The organism is Photorhabdus africana, from assembly GCF_035181445.1.
In the GTDB taxonomy this organism is placed as follows: Bacteria; Pseudomonadota; Gammaproteobacteria; order Enterobacterales; family Enterobacteriaceae; genus Photorhabdus; species Photorhabdus laumondii.
In genome coordinates this window covers 128053-143599 of sequence record NZ_JAXBVE010000008.1, presented here as the reverse complement: position 1 = coordinate 143599, position 15547 = coordinate 128053, and the positions used below count along the sequence as shown (strand labels likewise).

Below are 15547 nucleotides of genomic sequence, written 5' to 3'. Positions count from 1 at the left end.
GACGGGTATATTTATAATAGGGAATGTATTGAGTATAAAAGCGTAAAATTGTTTTATCAATTAATAAATAAAGGCTGCGATTAATTGATAATTAGCAGCCTTTATTGAGATAATAATCTGATTAATATCAGGAATTTTGTTCAACTGTTTGAATGCAGCGATCAGCGTTTTTTTTCCACTGTATAAAATATCCTAATGCCATCGGAACAACGGTAGAAACCATGACAGTGGTTGTGGATATAAGGGGATTGTTGATAAATGCTGATACAATCAGGCTGGCAATAAAACAGAGTCCTAATTGAAGCGTGTTTTGTAATGCAGTGGCTTTTCCACTGTCTTGTGGATAAGCGGATAAAGCGTTTGCTACTGCAATTGGGTATAACGCACCATTCATCGCAGCCATAAAGCAAAAAGGTACCAGAATGGTGAATAGAGTTGGTTCGCTAAATTTTGCAATTAAATAGAGCACAATCATACTGACAGCATAGCCAATTAACAGATAAGGGAAAATAATCTCACTTTTTATTTTGGCTAAAATACTGCGGCATCCATAACCTCCAACGATAAAGGCCAGCGTTTGAGGGATATAACTCAGACCAATGTCGTCCGGGGTATATCCCATCTCACCGAGAATTGAAGGTGAGCCGGTTAACCAGGCAAAAAAGCCAGCGCTGCATGATGCAAATATCAGAACATTACCACTGAATAGCGGTGATTTTAATAGCGCAAGGAAAGAGACATTATTTGTTTGCGCTTGAGTTTCACGGTTTTTGCGATTTTCTTGCAAGAACAGAGTAAAAAGCAACAGTAATAATGTAATCGTCAGTAAGACTAGGAAAATCATGCGCCAGCCGCCATGTTGTAACAGCCAAGCTCCCATCAAAGGCGCCAGGGCAGGGGAGAGCGCAACCAGAGGCATAATCGTTGCAAAAACACGTTTGGTACGATTGGCCTCATAACGATCAATAACTAGTGCTTGCCATGAGACGGCGGCTGAACAAACACCTACGGCTTGGATAAAACGCAAAACTAAAAGTTGGGTGGCGTCTGTTACCCACATCATACCCAGACAGCCAATAGAAAACAGGGATAGCCCGGTGATGATAATCGGCTTTCTGCCAAAGCGATCTGAAAGAGGTCCCCATAAAAGTTGAGCGAAGGCGAAACCTGCAAGAAAGATGCTTAGGCTGGCACTGATTGCTTCTGCCGATGTCGCTAATTCTTGTTGCATAGTGCCGAATGCTGGCAGATACATATCAATGGCCAGATAACCTAGCATACTCAAGCCTGCAAGGTAGAACATGAACTGACTTGAGTTTTTCATTTGATTGCTCTCTTTGAATATCATGATTGAAATAATTTGCAGTGATATACCCGTTATCTTTCAAGTTGCCTCTTTGTTGGCTGCACTCGCTCACCCCGGCCACATAGTTTGCTATGCTCCCGGGGATTTGCTCCCTTGCCGTCGCGATGCACCTTGAAATCCATAGGGTATAGGTAGATAACAATATTGACACATATTCTATATGTCGTGATTTTTACTTGTAAAATGGTAATATTTGCATAGTGCTGTGAAAAAAATTGAAAGGTAAAATTATGTGGTCGGAATATTCACTTGAAGTTGTGGATGCGGTTGCCAGAACAGGCAGTTTTAGTGCCGCTGCATCGGAGCTTCATCGTGTCCCTTCTGCGATCAGTTATACCGTAAGACAACTGGAAGAGTGGCTTGCTGTTTCGTTGTTTGAGCGTCGTCATCGGGATGTAGAATTAACTGAAGCAGGTGCTATTTTTATCAAAGAAGCTCGCTCTGTTATCAAAAAAATGATTGATACTCGTCACCAGTGTCAACAAGTTGCAAACGGCTGGAGAGGGCAATTTAGTATTGCTATTGATCTCGTTGTCAAACCAGAACGTAGTCGCCAGCTTATTCTTGATTTTTACCACCATTTTCCTGATATAGAACTTTTTATTCATCAGGAAGTGTTTAATGGTGTGTGGGACGCGCTGGTGAATAGTCGAGTTGATGTTGCAATTGGTGCAACCCGGGTAGTTCCAGTCGGGGAAAGGTATAGTTTCCGAGATATGGGGTTTATGCCTTGGCTATGTGTGGTTAGCGCTGACCATGCGCTGACTCAGTTGCCGGGTCCGTTATCTGATGACCAAATACGGCCTTATCCCAGTTTGTGCCTTGAAGATACATCCCGTAATTTACCGAAGCGTGACACCTGGAATCTGGATAATCAGCGCCGGTTGGTGGCTCCTGATTGGGAATCCGGTTTGTCTTGTCTAAACGAAGGGTTATGTGTGGGAATGGTGCCTAAACATAGGGCAATGCCGCTTATTCGGCAGAATAAACTCGCCGTGCTGGAATTGGAACAGCCTTTACCAGACAGTCCATGTTGTTTGGCATGGGTTCAAAACAGCCATTCTCCAGCATTAAGTTGGCTGCTTGACTATCTTGGCGATAGTGAAACTCTTAATGCTGAATGGCTTCAAGATGAATAAAACGGATTAACGACGATAGTCGATAAATGGACCATCCACGACAGAACGTCGCTCAACCAAGCGTGGATGTACTTCAATAGTTTGTGCATCTTCACGTTTATTGATTATTCTGTCCAGTAACATGGAAAACGCCATCTGCCCTAGTCGTTCTTTTGGCTGATGAATGGTGGTCAATGCCGGAGAGAAATAACGCGCGTTGCGTATATTGTCATAACCGATGACAGAAATATCCTGTGGGACGCGTAATCCTAATTCATCAGCAGCACAAATCGCCCCCATAGCCATAACATCTCCGCCGCAGAAAACCGCAGTCGGGCGCTGTTTTTGATTCAAGATTTGATGCATGGCTTTATAGCCCGATTCTGGTTCAAAATCCCCCTGAATAACCCACTCTTCTCTGATCGGAATGTTGGCTTCTTTTAACGCCTTTAAGAATCCTTGATGACGGCCACCGCCGGTATTTCGTGCCAGAGGGCCGGGGATCGCACCAATATCACGATGACCACGTTCGATGAGATAACGACCAGCCAGATAACCGCCGTGGAATGCATTATCAATAATCGTATCGGTGAAATCACTTCTGGCCTGTCCCCAATCCATGACGACCATTGGAATATTGCGATAATCTTCCAACATTCCCAACAACTGTTCCGGGTATTCTGAACACATAATTAGCAGCCCATCTACACGTTTTTGTGCCAGCATGGCGAGATAGGCTTTCTGTTTATTAATGTTATTGTGTGAGTTACATAAAATCAGCGTATAGCCTTTGCTATAACAACTGTTTTCAACAGTCTCAATGACCTCAGCAAAATAGGGTGCTTCACTGGACGTTGCCAGTAATCCGATCGATTTTGTGTGGTTAACTTTCAGACTGCGAGCAACGGCACTGGGTGAATAATTCAGTGCTTTAATAGCAGCCCAAACAGCAGCTTTAGTATCTTCAGCGACGAAGCGGGTTTTATTAATAACATGGGATACGGTGGTGGTTGAGACGCTAGCGTGCTTAGCCACATCTTTGATCGTTGCCATGAGGTGAAAGACTCCTGACCTTTTTGGTCTAAATTTAAAACGCTTTGTTAATCGCTTGCTCGTCCTTTACATAGACGGGCTAGCAATAAGTTAGCGATAAATCCTGAATTTTGTCTGATCTAGCTCAAAAGTGAAAGCAATAATCAGTGTTATAAAATGAGTGGTAATCGCTATTTATGTTTTTCCTTATGTAAGGGCAATTAACTATCTCAATAGACTGGTTTTGTCGTTATAAACTTTTTATTCTGAGGAGGCTCTATGAATACCGATTTGAAGCTTGGTTTATTTACTGCTGTCAGCACGTTGGTGATGATTGCCATTTTTGCCGCTCTTTGCTTGATCTTTGCTTGATGTTTTGGACTGATTAGATGATTTAAAAATTGGGCAGATAGTCTCTTTATCTGCTCTTTGTCTTTCTGCCGCCGCTGTGTCTGTCATCTTAACAACCTCTGAGATAAATAACCGTGAAAATGATGTCATCTGTGTCAGGATACGAAGAGATCAGGATACATATTAGTGAGAGAAAATGGTATTCTCCGCAATATTGTGACGATGTTGGTTATCAACAGACTGTTGGTTTAAAGGAAATAAAAATGACGACTATTGAGAAGATTGAGCGCCAAATTAAAGAAAACCCGATTTTATTGTATATGAAAGGTTCTCCTAAATTGCCAAATTGTGGCTTTTCTGCGCAGGCGGTTCAGGCTTTATCCGCGTGTGGTGAACGTTTTGCTTACGTAGATATTTTGCAAAATCCAGATATTCGTGCAGAGTTGCCAAAATATGCTAATTGGCCAACTTTTCCTCAGCTTTGGGTGGACGGTGAGTTGGTAGGTGGATGCGATATTATCATTGAAATGTATCAGCGTGGTGAGTTACAAACATTAATCAAAGAAACTGCTGATAAATATCGTTCTCAGGACGAAAACGCGACAGAGTAATTTTTTAACTACTTACAGATTATACCCAATGGATTTCAAGATGCATCGCGACGGCAAGGGAGAGAATCCCCGGGAGCATAGCAAACTATGTGACCGGGGTGAGCGAGCGCAGCCAACAAAGAGGCAACTTGAAGGATAACGGGTATATTATGCTATCCCCCCATATGTTGATATATGGGGGGATTATTGTTTAGATTTGGTTATATTAATCTAGCTGTTCAGCTATTTATCCGGTTTTTTCTGCTGTTGCTGCTAAGGGCCAGCCACCAAGTTGTTTCCAACGGTTGACCATTTCACAGAATAATTCAGCGGTACGATCAGTATCATATAAGGCGCTGTGAGCCTGATTATTATCGAATGGGATACCGGCTGTGATGCAGGCTTTTGCTAAGATTGTTTGTCCTAATACCAGACCACCTAAAGTAGCGGTGTCAAAAGTTGCAAACGGGTGAAACGGATTTCGTTTTAGTCCGGTGCGTTCCGCGGCAGCCATAACAAAGCTGTGATCGAAGTTAGCATTGTGAGCAACGATAATTGCCCGATTACAATGATTATTTTTTATCCCTTTACGAACCATTTTAAAAATAGCGTGCAGAGCTTCATATTCGCTCACTGCCCCACGTAGCGGATTTAATGGATCAATGCCGGTGAATTCCAAGGCTGCTGGTTCAAGGTTGGCTCCTTCAAATGGCTCAATATGGAAGTGAAGTGATTCGCCAGGCGTTAGCCAACCTTCACCATCCATCTCCAGTGTAACGGCGGCAATTTCAAGTAATGCATCTGTTTTGGCATTAAAACCGCCAGTTTCAACATCAATAACAACAGGGTAATAACCTCTAAAACGTCCACTAAGGACGTTTGGCTCTTTTTTGTCAGACATCAGATTGAGTTACCCAGAGCGTTGCGGGCATTTTTGTTTTCAATAAGTTCAATTTTGTAGCCATCTGGATCTTCAACGAAAGCGATAATGGTTGTTCCCCCTTTTACAGGACCTGCTTCACGGGTAATGTTACCACCTGCTTTGCGAATAGATTCGCAAGTGGCTGCGACATCATCAACACCTAATGCGATGTGACCAAAGGCATTTCCCATTTCGTAATGGTCAACTCCCCAATTATAGGTCAACTCGATTACTGCTCCTTCGCTTTCATCAGCGTAGCCAACGAAGGCGAGTGAGTATTTATATTCGGTGTTTTCACTGGTGCGCAACAGGCGCATTCCTAACACTTCAGTGTAAAAATTAATGGAGCGTTGTAGATCACCAACACGGATCATGGTATGGAGTAAACGCATAATTACCTCTAATTTAATGGTTTTACCAATATTTTTGTGCGGTAGATCGCACAAAAACCACTAACTATAACGTGTCTTACGGTTACAGTTCAATTTGACCATAATTATAATTTATTCTTATCTAGGTTTATAATTAAATATAGTATGTGAATTGTATAGGAAACGGGATGTGATGGCTGAGCAACTAGAATTTTTTGCTATTCCCAGTCCTTGTCGAGGAATTTGTCAGGCGAATGAGCGGGGGTTTTGTCTGGGGTGTTATCGCAGCCGGGAAGAAAGATTTAATTGGATGAAAATGTCAGATGGGCAAAAGCGTGAAGTATTGCGACTGTGTCGGCAAAGATATTTACGTGTATTGAGAGCACAAAATCAGACAGATGAAGAACCACCTGAACAGCCATCACTGTTTTAATTATCGATTTTTGAGGTTATTGGGATTACCAATTCAATGATTTACTTATATAGGGTTATATTTTTGGCAACATTATAAATGTTCTACTATAATTTCAAGTATTTTGTTTGTTATTTTTTTATTTCTTGATTAACGAAATGGTTAAGTGAGCTTATTTGAATTTCTTTATAACCTTATGTTTTAAATGGAATTTTAAGCTTGATTGTGTGATAAATGTAAAATAAAAACAACATTAATGTAAAAATAGATAGCTTAGCATTTAGATGACAGCTATTCTTATAGTACTTTGAATAAAGTATTGAATGATATTTATTGGTTTCTGTTTGCTTGTATTCATAGTTATGATAGTTTTTATGTTAAAAATATTGTATGTTAATTGTTTTGTTCTGAGTTTAAATTAAGTTTAGTTGTTCTTGGTTATAGTTACCTGAATTAGTTAGTTACTAAGAATTTACTGTGATTATACAGAAGTTATATATACTTTTTTAAGGCTAGTTTTAGCCTGATTTAGAAAAATTTGGCTGTTATGTTTAGTAGGCTAGTTATTTAAGGAGGGACAATTGGAATCTACATTGGGATCAGATCTGGCACGGTTAGTTCGTATTTGGCGTGCTTTAATTGACTACCGTTTAAAGCCGTTAGAATTAACTCAGACTCATTGGGTAACGTTATACAATATTAGCCGGTTACCTCAGGAGCAATCTCAGATACAGTTGGCGAAAGCTATCGGTATCGAGCAACCATCTTTAGTCAGGACATTAGATCAGCTTGAGGAAAAAAAGCTTATCACCCGGCATACTTGTGCCAATGATCGTCGTGCAAAGAGAATCAAGCTAACTGAAGATTCTGCATCGGTTATTAGGGAGTTAGATGGTGTTATTGAATCCACAAGAAATGAGATTCTGGGGGGTATTTCACGCGAGGAACTTGCTTTTCTTTCCACTTTAGTTCAGAAGTTAGAGCAAAATATTATCCAATTACAAAATAGATAGTAATTACGATATCCATGAAATGCTAACCAGATGAAAGAAGACCGCGACTTACTAGAATGAAGTCACGGTTTTCTTATCTATATCTTATTGTCGAGGTGAAACAGTAATATTACTACCTTGGCCTGCGATTCTTACACGTTGGCCTTTATGAAAGGCTGTTTTGCCTTGTTTTTGAACAACAATGATGCTTTCACCACTGTCACGACGAATTTCGAGTTCTACACCTTTAGTTGTATTAAGAGCTCCCTGAACATTTTGGCCCGCGACACCACCGGCAATCGCACCCGCGGCAGTTGCTAATGTGTTGCCACTGCCGCCACCAATAGTATTACCAACAAGGCCTCCTAGAACTGCACCACCAATCGCGCCTAATACATTCTCATTGCTGCCCGCCTGAATATTGATAGGACGAACAGAAACAACTGTGCCGTAAGAGACAGTTTGGACCTGCTTAGCTTGTCCAGCAGTGTAGGTATCACCAGAAAGAGAATCGGTGTTGACACAGCCTGATAATGAAGCAACGGCAACCGCGCTAACTAAAAAGTGTTTAAACATAGTAACTCCTAATTTCGATGCCTGACTGCAGAAATCTGATAGCTCACTGGGCAATCAGGCTAACAACCGGCATTGGCAATAAGTAATAAAAAGTTTATTCAAATAGAATGTCAGTACATTAGCAATCTAGTGCTAAACATATATTAAACGTCAATAGAGATTTTTAAAAGAAATAGCTATTAATGAAAAATTCCGCATTTTTTGTGAAGTTGTTTCCAAAACTCAGGTTTTATTCCTTCGTTTGTCTATTAGTCATATACAGCCAAAACCACTGCGCTTTATAGTTATTGGCATGGTTTCTGATTTTATCGAGACAGATTCTAAGCAGGAAGGCAAATTAAATGGTTATGAAGTCAGGTCGTTATATTGGTGTAATGTCGGGTACAAGTCTGGATGGCGTTGATGTAGTGCTTGCCGCAATCAATGATAAAGTTGTTGCTCAGCAAGCCAGTTATTCGCATCCATTCCCATACGAATTAAAACAGAAAATTCTCGCAGTTTGTCAAGGGCAGCAAACGACATTATCGGCAATCGGTCGGTTGGATTATGAACTTGGTTCTTTATTCGCTGAAGCTGTACAAGGCTTACTGATTAAAACCGGGTTGACCGCAAGTGACATTACTGCTGTGGGATGTCATGGACAAACCGTTTGGCATGAGCCAGATAGTCATACGCCTTTCACTATGCAACTTGGCGACAATAACCGTATTGCAGCTTTGACTGGGATAACTGTGGTTGGCGATTTTCGTCGGAGGGATATGGCCTATGGTGGGCAGGGAGCGCCATTAGTTCCCGCTTTTCATTTCGCCGTATTAGGCCATCTGACAGAACGAAGGATAATTCTCAATATCGGTGGTATTGCCAATATAACGACGCTATTACCTGGATCACCTGTCAAAGGGTATGACACAGGTCCGGGTAATATGCTGATGGATAGTTGGGTATGGCGTCATCAGAAAAAACCTTATGATAAAGATGGGCAATGGGCACGAGAAGGTGTTGTTAATAACAAATTGCTCGGACAAATGCTTTCTGATCACTATTTTTCACGACCAGCCCCTAAAAGCACAGGCCGCGAGTATTTCAATATGAGTTGGTTAGAGGCGCAATTAGTTAACTTTCCTGACATATCAGCTGTGGATGTTCAGGCAACGCTGGCCGAGCTGACAGCAGCGTCTGTATCACAGCAAATTATGCTGAGTGGTGGGTGTGAACGTCTGTTGGTTTGTGGTGGTGGCGCACGTAACCCGCAGATAATGAGTCGGCTTTCTGCCTTATTACCGGGGACGGAGGTTTGCCCGACAGATAAATATGGCTTAAGTGGTGATGATATGGAAGCACTGGCATTTGCTTGGTTAGCATTCCGTACAATGTCAGGTGCGCCAGGGAATTTACCCTCTGTTACTGGTGCGAGTACTGAAACTATTTTAGGGGCGATTTATCCTGTTATTAATCAATAACAATGATAAGCTGTCCGGCATTTAGTGAGTCATAAACAGAGCTACGTTAATGTCAGAACATAATGAATTTGATGTTGCAGAATTACGCCGTGAATATATTCGTGGTGGGTTAAGGCGTAAAGATTTGACTGAAGAACCTATTGAACTTTTTGAGCGTTGGCTCAATCAAGCATGTGACGCTAAGTTGAGTGATCCAACGGCAATGTCTATAGCGACGGTCGATGAGAATGGTCAACCGTATCAACGTATTGTGTTATTGAAGCATTTTGATTCAAATAGTCTGATTTTTTATACAAATTTAGGCAGCCGGAAAGCAAAACATTTGGCGCACAATAACAAAATCAGTCTCCATTTCCCTTGGTATCCTCTGGAAAGGCAAGTCTCTTTCCTTGGTAGAGCTGAACGTCTTTCTCCTATTGAAGTGGTGAAATATTTCCATAGTCGTCCTAGAGATAGCCAGATTGCTGCATGGGCATCACAACAATCTTCCCGTATTTCTGCACGCGGTGTTTTAGAAGGGAAGTTTCTTGAATTGAAACAGAAATTCTTAAATGGTGAGGTGCCTTTACCTAGCTTTTGGGGAGGATTCAAAGTGATCTTTGATTCTGTTGAATTTTGGCAAGGTGGTGCAAACCGGCTCCATGATCGGTTTATTTATCAACGGCAAGGCGATAGCTGGCATGTTGACAGGCTTGCACCATAAATCGTGGATTATCATTTTTAATACTGGCACTTAGAGTATTGGCGTTTTATCCTATGCCGCACTCTTTTATAAGTAGCGACTTATACAACAGACAAAATACACAAATTGATGGAGTCATTAATGTCTAGCAATAACCTGATAAAACAACTGCAAGAGCGGGGCCTCATTGCCCAGGTGACGGATGAGAATGCGTTAGCAGAGAGACTGGCGCAGGGCCCTGTCTCCCTCTATTGTGGTTTCGATCCGACCGCTGATAGCTTGCATTTGGGGCATCTGGTTCCCTTGCTGTGTTTAAAACGATTCCAACTGGCTGGGCATAAACCCGTAGCGTTAGTTGGTGGAGCTACGGGGTTAATTGGTGATCCAAGTTTCAAAGCCACTGAACGTAAACTGAATACTGAAGCTACCGTCAAAGAGTGGGTGGAGAAAATTCGTAGACAGGTTTCACCTTTCCTCGATTTTGATTGTGGCGAAAATAGCGCTAAAACAGCCAATAATTATGATTGGTTTGGTAACATGGATGTTCTGACTTTCCTGCGTGATATTGGCAAACATTTCTCAGTTAATCAAATGATTAACAAAGAGGCGGTTAAACAGCGTTTGAACCGTGATGATGTGGGTATCTCTTTCACTGAGTTTTCTTATAACCTACTGCAATCCTATGACTTTGCTCGCCTGAATGAAGTACATGGTGTTGAGTTACAGATTGGTGGTTCTGACCAGTGGGGGAATATTACTTCTGGTATTGATCTAACTCGTCGTATCAACCAGAAACAAGTATTTGGCATGACCGTTCCACTGATCACGAAATCTGATGGCACTAAATTTGGTAAAACAGAAGGTGGCGCTGTTTGGTTAGATCCGAAGAAAACCAGTCCATACAAATTCTATCAATTCTGGATTAACACTGCGGATGCTGATGTTTATCGCTTCCTGAAATTCTTTACCTTTATGAATCTTGAAGATATTGATGCTTTGGAAGAAGAAGATAAAAATAGCGGTAAAGCTCCTCGTGCTCAGTACGTGTTGGCGGAACAAGTCACCGGTATGGTGCATGGAGAAGAGGGGTTAGCAGCCGCTAAACGGATTACAGAAAGTTTATTCTCTGGAGCTGCTGCTGATTTGACCGAAGCGGATTTTGCTCAATTGGCACAGGATGGTATGCCGGTAATTGAGTTGGAAAAAGGTGCAGATTTGCAACAAGCTTTGGTTAATGCCGGGTTGGTACCTTCTCGTGGTCAGGCGCGTACGATGATCAGTTCCAACGCTGTCGCAATTAATGGTGAAAAACAATCTGAACCTGAATATCTGTTTACTGACAGTAACCGTCTGTTTGATCGTTACACCCTGCTGCGTCGTGGTAAAAAACACGATTGTTTGATCTGCTGGAAATAACTAAGGTTGCATATATACCCTATGGATTTCAAGATGCATCGCGACAGCAAGGGCGTGGATCCAATAAAGAGGCAACTTGAAAGATAACGGGTATGATGGGGCAACAATAATGTTGCCCATTTTCTTACTACTCTTACTATCCTTACTATGACTTTAATCTTATAAACAGAAACCAGAATAAAAATATAGGCCGTCATTGTGAAAAATATTCTTTCAATTCAATCTCATGTTGTTTTTGGTCACGCTGGTAACAGCGCTGCGGAATTCCCTATGCGTCGGATGGGGGTAAACGTATGGCCGTTGAATACAGTACAGTTTTCAAATCACACCCAATATGCTCAATGGAAAGGGTGTGTTATGCCGGCTAACCATCTTACTGAAATCGTTCAGGGCATTGAAGAAATTGAACAGCTCAAATCTTGTCATGCGGTACTGAGTGGATATATCGGTTCAGCGGAGCAAGGGGGTCATATTATCGATATAGTAAAACGAGTAAAAGCGGTGAATCCTGATGCTTGGTATTTCTGCGATCCCGTTATGGGGCACCCAGAAAAAGGGTGTATTGTTGTGCCTGGGGTGGCTGAATTTTTGTGTGAAGAAGCGCTTCCTGTAAGTGATATTATTGCGCCAAATTTGCTGGAGCTTGAAACTCTGAGTATGCAGAAAGTGACTAATGTAGAACAGGCTGTTGTGGCTGCTCGAACTCTGTGTGAGAGAGGGCCGGATATTGTACTGGTTAAACACCTTAATCGTGCCGGTTATCGGACTGATCGTTTTGAAATGCTATTAGTGACTAAAGAGCATAGCTGGCATGTGAGTCGGCCTTTGGTGGACTTTGGCGAACGCCAGCCGGTGGGTGTTGGTGATTTAACCAGCGGCTTGTTATTGGTTAATCTATTAAAAGGCGAGTCTTTACAAACTGCCCTCGAACATGTCGCTGCTGCGGTTTATGAAGTGATGGTAACAACCAAAGAGATGGGCGAATACGAATTACAAATTGTGGCTGCTCAGGACAGAATGGTGGCGCCTAATCATAAATTTTGTGCGACACAATTGGATTAAGATATTTAACCGTTCCACTGATATTGTGTGGAACGGTTCTTTTATCTGTAAATCAAATTAACCCTTCGGCTTTCAGTGCATCACGAACATTTGGACGTTCTGCAATCCTCTCTTGATAAGCTTTAAGATGAACTCGATCAGATAGATCCAATTGCACTAAAGGTGCCCAATTACTGAGAGTGAATAAGTAAGCATCAGCAACAGTAAAATGCTCCCCGGCAATGTATGGCTGTTTTGCTAATACTTCATCTATATACTTGAATCTTCTCAGTAGATTATTAATAGCAACAGGCCGATAATTTTCTGGTGTTCCTGGAAAAAACAGAGGTGAAAATCCTTTATGAATTTCACTGGAAATATGGCTAAGCCATTCAAGTTGATGATATCGTTCCATCGTTCCGGCTGGTGCAATTAATTTTTTGTCCGGTTTCTGGTCGGCAATATATTGGACAATAACAGAGCCTTCGGTGAGGATCTCATTGTTATCTAACAGAAGAGTGGGTATCTGGCCTTTTGGATTGATTGCGAAGAAATCGTCGCCGTTCTCCGTTTTTTTAGTTTTCAGATCAACTTTAATCACGCTGAAATCAAGCCCTGCTTCACGGAGTATGATGTGAGGTGAGAGAGAACAAGCTCCAGGTTGGTAATAAAGTTTCATGTATGGCTCCTTAAAAATTTTCGATATATTCGATATAATAGAACAAAGGAACTCAGTAAGGCATTGCTATAGCCTTGATATATACTACCACGACAGATGGAAATAAATGAATGATTAAATAGATATAAGGTGGTGTGATTGTATCGTGAATAATCCTTTTCTATACTCTGTTGTAGAAGTGATTTCTTGGTTTTTTTATCATTATTTTCAAATAGATTGGTTGCATTAATCTAGAAATTTAAGGAGAGTTTTGGATGGAATTACTTATCCAAAACTTCCCCGTATTTTGTGTTATATACCCTATGGATTTCAAGATGCATCGCGACGGCAAGGGAACGAATCCCCGGGAGCATAGATAACTATGTGACCGGGGTGAGTGAGTGCAGCCAACAAAGAAGCAACTTGAAAGATGACGGGTATATAGCATATTTTACAACTGGTTATATTATATGGAATAAATAATGGCGATTATTGATAGTTGCAAAAATTCATCTTATATTGATTATAAGATAATTAATATATTATTTTTGTTAAATGATTTGTAATCATAGGAAAATAAATTGAATTTATTTGTAAAATCATTAAAATAGACCATGCATTGTCTATAGTTTCTTGTAAAAATATCTTTTTTATTCTCTTCATTAAAGTTTTCGATTAACTCATTGTAAATATTATTAATTGCGTTGATTTGTCCATTAAGTTTATTGATTGAATTGTTTATATTTCTAAGGCTAAATGAAACATCTGATATGTTTAAAGTGATTTCTTCCATCAATAAAGAGAGCTTATATATTTGTTTTTTATCTTCTCCATCTGGCATATTCTTTAATAATTGTTGTATTTTTATATGTGTTTTTTCTGCGAAGTTTTTCTTGCTTTCAAAATAAATTTGAGATATTTCAAATGGTTGTGGTAATTTTGAGATAAAATCGTCTAGCTTACTAAAGTCTGATTTAATTTCTTTCAATGCATGATTGACTCTGGCAATATAGCCATGACCTAAATATCCACTGCTCAGTGAACCTAAATAAGTTGTTGCTTTGTGTATATTTTTAATAATTCTATCAATATCTTGTTCATCGGAATTATATGCATATTCATAATCTTCTAATGCTGATGGCCAGCGATATAATGATCCACAAAATTCATTCCAAGAAGCTGCAATTTCTTGGGACAGATCATGATTTTTCAGGCATTCTGGCAATTTTATATTAGTCATTGATTTAAACATATTGGATATAATTAAAAAATCATTTTTCATTTTATGCACCTTGCTAAAATAATAAATATCACTTGGATTCATATAATATTTAAACTAAAAGATTAAAATGATAATAAAAATAAAATATTGAACTAAAAATATTGTACTGATAATCGATTTTATGAAATTAAGTTGTTGATTATATTAAAGGACATATTATTGATTAGTGCAAGGAAACAAGATGATATTTTTTATTTCGGTAAAATAATTATAAGGTAATGTCATTTAACCATTTAACCATTTAACCATTTAACCATTTAACCATAAAGGTTTTAATAGTTCTCTCTAATCGTTTTTTATATTTTGATTTAAAATTAATTTTTACCTATTAGTGATGATTTAATAAAGTGATTAATCTATTATTTTGTTGGTAATAAAAGGCCCGAAAAACTCGTTTTTCGGGCCTTTGCCTTATGAATTAAAAGTTACTGATTATTAATCAGATTATTTCAATTCTAGTTCATTCATTGCGACAATGCTGAAACCACCGTCAACATGCAGGATTTCACCGGTAATACCGCCGGACAGATCCGAGCACAAGAATGCCGCAGCGTTACCAACATCTTCAGTTGTTACAGTGCGGCGAATTGGGTTAACGGATTCACAGTGAGCCAGCATCTTACGGAAATCTTTGATGCCAGACGCAGCCAAAGTACGGATAGGTCCGGCGGAGATACCGTTAACACGAATACCTTCAGCGCCCATGGCGTTAGCCATATAACGAACGTTAGCTTCCAGAGATGCCTTTGCCAGACCCATTACATTATAGTTAGGGATTGAGCGCTCTGCTCCCAAATAGGTCAGTGTCAACAAAGCAGAATTTGGGTTCAGCATTTCACGGCAAGTTTTTGCCATAGCAACAAAGCTGTAAGAGCTGATGTCGTGCGCGATTCTGAAACCTTCGCGGGTAACGGAACTGACATAGTTACCATCCAGTTGATCAGCAGGTGCAAAGCCAATGGAGTGAACAAAACCATCGAATTTTGGCCAGACCTTACCCAATTCAGTGAACAGGGCTTCGATGCTTTCGTCTTCGATTACATCGCATGGCAGAACGATAGTAGAGTTCAGGGAAGCAGCAAATTCTTCAACACGAGGTTTCAACTTGTCATTTTGATAAGTGAAAGCCAGCTCAGCTCCCTGGTCATGCATTGCTTTTGCAACACCATAAGCGATGGAGAGTTTACTGGCGACGCCAGTGATCAGAATGCGCTTGCCGGTCATAAAACCCATAACAGTATCCTTGTGTGATAACGCCGGTAATGATATTCATGGATT

17 protein-coding genes are annotated in these 15547 nt (G+C 40.4%); 8 read left to right on the top strand and 9 right to left on the bottom strand.

Annotated elements, in window-relative coordinates; genetic code table 11:
* Positions 1-127: 127 nt before the first annotated feature.
* A complete protein-coding gene (punC, locus tag SLS51_RS07060) occupies positions 128-1324 on the bottom strand; it encodes a purine nucleoside transporter PunC (protein ID WP_323836796.1) in 1197 nt (398 codons plus the stop codon).
* Between the two features lie 272 nt (positions 1325-1596).
* Between punC and punR the strand changes: the two genes are divergently transcribed.
* Positions 1597-2505: a DNA-binding transcriptional activator PunR gene (punR, locus tag SLS51_RS07055; RefSeq protein ID WP_323836794.1), complete on the top strand. Its 909-nt coding sequence runs from the start codon at positions 1597-1599 to the stop codon at positions 2503-2505.
* Positions 2506-2511: 6 nt separating this feature from the next.
* On the opposite strand, the gene purR is transcribed toward punR, so the two are convergent.
* On the bottom strand, positions 2512-3537 hold the full coding sequence (purR, locus tag SLS51_RS07050; protein ID WP_323836792.1) for an HTH-type transcriptional repressor PurR: 1026 nt from the start codon (positions 3535-3537) through the stop codon (positions 2512-2514).
* Positions 3538-3819: 282 nt separating this feature from the next.
* Entirely contained in the window at positions 3820-3975 is a 156-nt protein-coding gene (locus SLS51_RS07045; RefSeq protein WP_323836790.1) for a hypothetical protein, read from the bottom strand.
* A 155-nt stretch (positions 3976-4130) separates the two neighbouring features.
* On the opposite strand from SLS51_RS07045, the gene SLS51_RS07040 reads away from it, so the two are divergent.
* Positions 4131-4478 (top strand): Grx4 family monothiol glutaredoxin, encoded by a 348-nt coding sequence (locus SLS51_RS07040; protein ID WP_323836788.1) that lies wholly within the window; start codon positions 4131-4133, stop codon positions 4476-4478.
* Between the two features lie 226 nt (positions 4479-4704).
* On the opposite strand, the gene rnt is transcribed toward SLS51_RS07040, so the two are convergent.
* Both rnt and gloA read right to left on the bottom strand, forming a co-directional pair.
* A complete protein-coding gene (gene rnt / locus SLS51_RS07035; RefSeq protein ID WP_323836787.1) occupies positions 4705-5358 on the bottom strand; it encodes a ribonuclease T in 654 nt (217 codons plus the stop codon).
* A complete protein-coding gene (gene gloA / locus SLS51_RS07030; RefSeq protein ID WP_323836785.1) occupies positions 5358-5771 on the bottom strand; it encodes a lactoylglutathione lyase in 414 nt (137 codons plus the stop codon). Before gloA ends, rnt begins: the two co-directional genes overlap by 1 nt.
* Before the next feature lie 172 nt (positions 5772-5943).
* On the opposite strand from gloA, the gene SLS51_RS07025 reads away from it, so the two are divergent.
* Positions 5944-6183: a DUF1289 domain-containing protein gene (locus SLS51_RS07025; RefSeq protein ID WP_113025448.1), complete on the top strand. Its 240-nt coding sequence runs from the start codon at positions 5944-5946 to the stop codon at positions 6181-6183.
* A 560-nt stretch (positions 6184-6743) separates the two neighbouring features.
* A complete protein-coding gene (slyA, locus tag SLS51_RS07020; protein WP_112875782.1) occupies positions 6744-7175 on the top strand; it encodes a transcriptional regulator SlyA in 432 nt (143 codons plus the stop codon).
* 84 nt (positions 7176-7259) lie between these two features.
* Here the strand turns inward: slyA and SLS51_RS07015 are convergent, their stop codons facing one another.
* Positions 7260-7730, bottom strand: coding sequence for an outer membrane lipoprotein (locus SLS51_RS07015; protein ID WP_011146821.1), 471 nt, complete (start codon positions 7728-7730; stop codon positions 7260-7262).
* Between the two features lie 347 nt (positions 7731-8077).
* Here SLS51_RS07015 and anmK point away from each other — a divergent pair, with 347 nt between their 5' ends.
* The 4 genes from anmK to pdxY all read left to right on the top strand — a co-directional run bounded on the left by anmK (position 8078) and on the right by pdxY (position 12350).
* Complete coding sequence (gene anmK / locus SLS51_RS07010) at positions 8078-9190, top strand: anhydro-N-acetylmuramic acid kinase (protein ID WP_323836828.1); 1113 nt, start codon at positions 8078-8080, stop codon at positions 9188-9190.
* Between the two features lie 49 nt (positions 9191-9239).
* Positions 9240-9893 (top strand): pyridoxamine 5'-phosphate oxidase, encoded by a 654-nt coding sequence (gene pdxH, locus SLS51_RS07005; RefSeq protein ID WP_323836781.1) that lies wholly within the window; start codon positions 9240-9242, stop codon positions 9891-9893.
* 120 nt (positions 9894-10013) lie between these two features.
* Positions 10014-11288 (top strand): tyrosine--tRNA ligase, encoded by a 1275-nt coding sequence (gene tyrS / locus SLS51_RS07000; RefSeq protein WP_112875785.1) that lies wholly within the window; start codon positions 10014-10016, stop codon positions 11286-11288.
* Positions 11289-11486: 198 nt separating this feature from the next.
* Positions 11487-12350: a pyridoxal kinase PdxY gene (gene pdxY, locus SLS51_RS06995; protein WP_323836779.1), complete on the top strand. Its 864-nt coding sequence runs from the start codon at positions 11487-11489 to the stop codon at positions 12348-12350.
* 52 nt (positions 12351-12402) lie between these two features.
* Here the strand turns inward: pdxY and gstA are convergent, their stop codons facing one another.
* The 3 genes from gstA to fabI all read right to left on the bottom strand — a co-directional run bounded on the left by gstA (position 12403) and on the right by fabI (position 15502).
* Entirely contained in the window at positions 12403-13008 is a 606-nt protein-coding gene (gstA, locus tag SLS51_RS06990) for a glutathione transferase GstA (protein WP_323836777.1), read from the bottom strand.
* 502 nt (positions 13009-13510) lie between these two features.
* Positions 13511-14269 carry a hypothetical protein gene (locus SLS51_RS06985; protein ID WP_323836775.1) on the bottom strand — a complete coding sequence of 253 codons (759 nt, stop codon included), beginning with the start codon at positions 14267-14269 and terminating at the stop codon, positions 13511-13513.
* Positions 14270-14713: 444 nt separating this feature from the next.
* On the bottom strand, positions 14714-15502 hold the full coding sequence (fabI, locus tag SLS51_RS06980; RefSeq protein WP_323836773.1) for an enoyl-ACP reductase FabI: 789 nt from the start codon (positions 15500-15502) through the stop codon (positions 14714-14716).
* Between the last annotated feature and the right edge of the window lie 45 nt (positions 15503-15547).

Bases quoted from the DNA above. Each gene is read 5' to 3' on its own strand.
- punC (WP_323836796.1), bottom strand. From the start codon at position 1,324: ATGAAAAACTCAAGTCAGTTCATGTTCTACCTTGCAGGCTTGAGTATG.
- punR (WP_323836794.1), top strand. From the start codon at position 1,597: ATGTGGTCGGAATATTCACTTGAAGTTGTGGATGCGGTTGCCAGAACA.
- purR (WP_323836792.1), bottom strand. From the start codon at position 3,537: ATGGCAACGATCAAAGATGTGGCTAAGCACGCTAGCGTCTCAACCACC.
- SLS51_RS07045 (WP_323836790.1), bottom strand. From the start codon at position 3,975: ATGACAGACACAGCGGCGGCAGAAAGACAAAGAGCAGATAAAGAGACT.
- SLS51_RS07040 (WP_323836788.1), top strand. From the start codon at position 4,131: ATGACGACTATTGAGAAGATTGAGCGCCAAATTAAAGAAAACCCGATT.
- rnt (WP_323836787.1), bottom strand. From the start codon at position 5,358: ATGTCTGACAAAAAAGAGCCAAACGTCCTTAGTGGACGTTTTAGAGGT.
- gloA (WP_323836785.1), bottom strand. From the start codon at position 5,771: ATGCGTTTACTCCATACCATGATCCGTGTTGGTGATCTACAACGCTCC.
- SLS51_RS07025 (WP_113025448.1), top strand. From the start codon at position 5,944: ATGGCTGAGCAACTAGAATTTTTTGCTATTCCCAGTCCTTGTCGAGGA.
- SLS51_RS07015 (WP_011146821.1), bottom strand. From the start codon at position 7,730: ATGTTTAAACACTTTTTAGTTAGCGCGGTTGCCGTTGCTTCATTATCA.
- anmK (WP_323836828.1), top strand. From the start codon at position 8,078: ATGAAGTCAGGTCGTTATATTGGTGTAATGTCGGGTACAAGTCTGGAT.
- pdxH (WP_323836781.1), top strand. From the start codon at position 9,240: ATGTCAGAACATAATGAATTTGATGTTGCAGAATTACGCCGTGAATAT.
- tyrS (WP_112875785.1), top strand. From the start codon at position 10,014: ATGTCTAGCAATAACCTGATAAAACAACTGCAAGAGCGGGGCCTCATT.
- gstA (WP_323836777.1), bottom strand. From the start codon at position 13,008: ATGAAACTTTATTACCAACCTGGAGCTTGTTCTCTCTCACCTCACATC.
- SLS51_RS06985 (WP_323836775.1), bottom strand. From the start codon at position 14,269: ATGAAAAATGATTTTTTAATTATATCCAATATGTTTAAATCAATGACT.
- fabI (WP_323836773.1), bottom strand. From the start codon at position 15,502: ATGGGTTTTATGACCGGCAAGCGCATTCTGATCACTGGCGTCGCCAGT.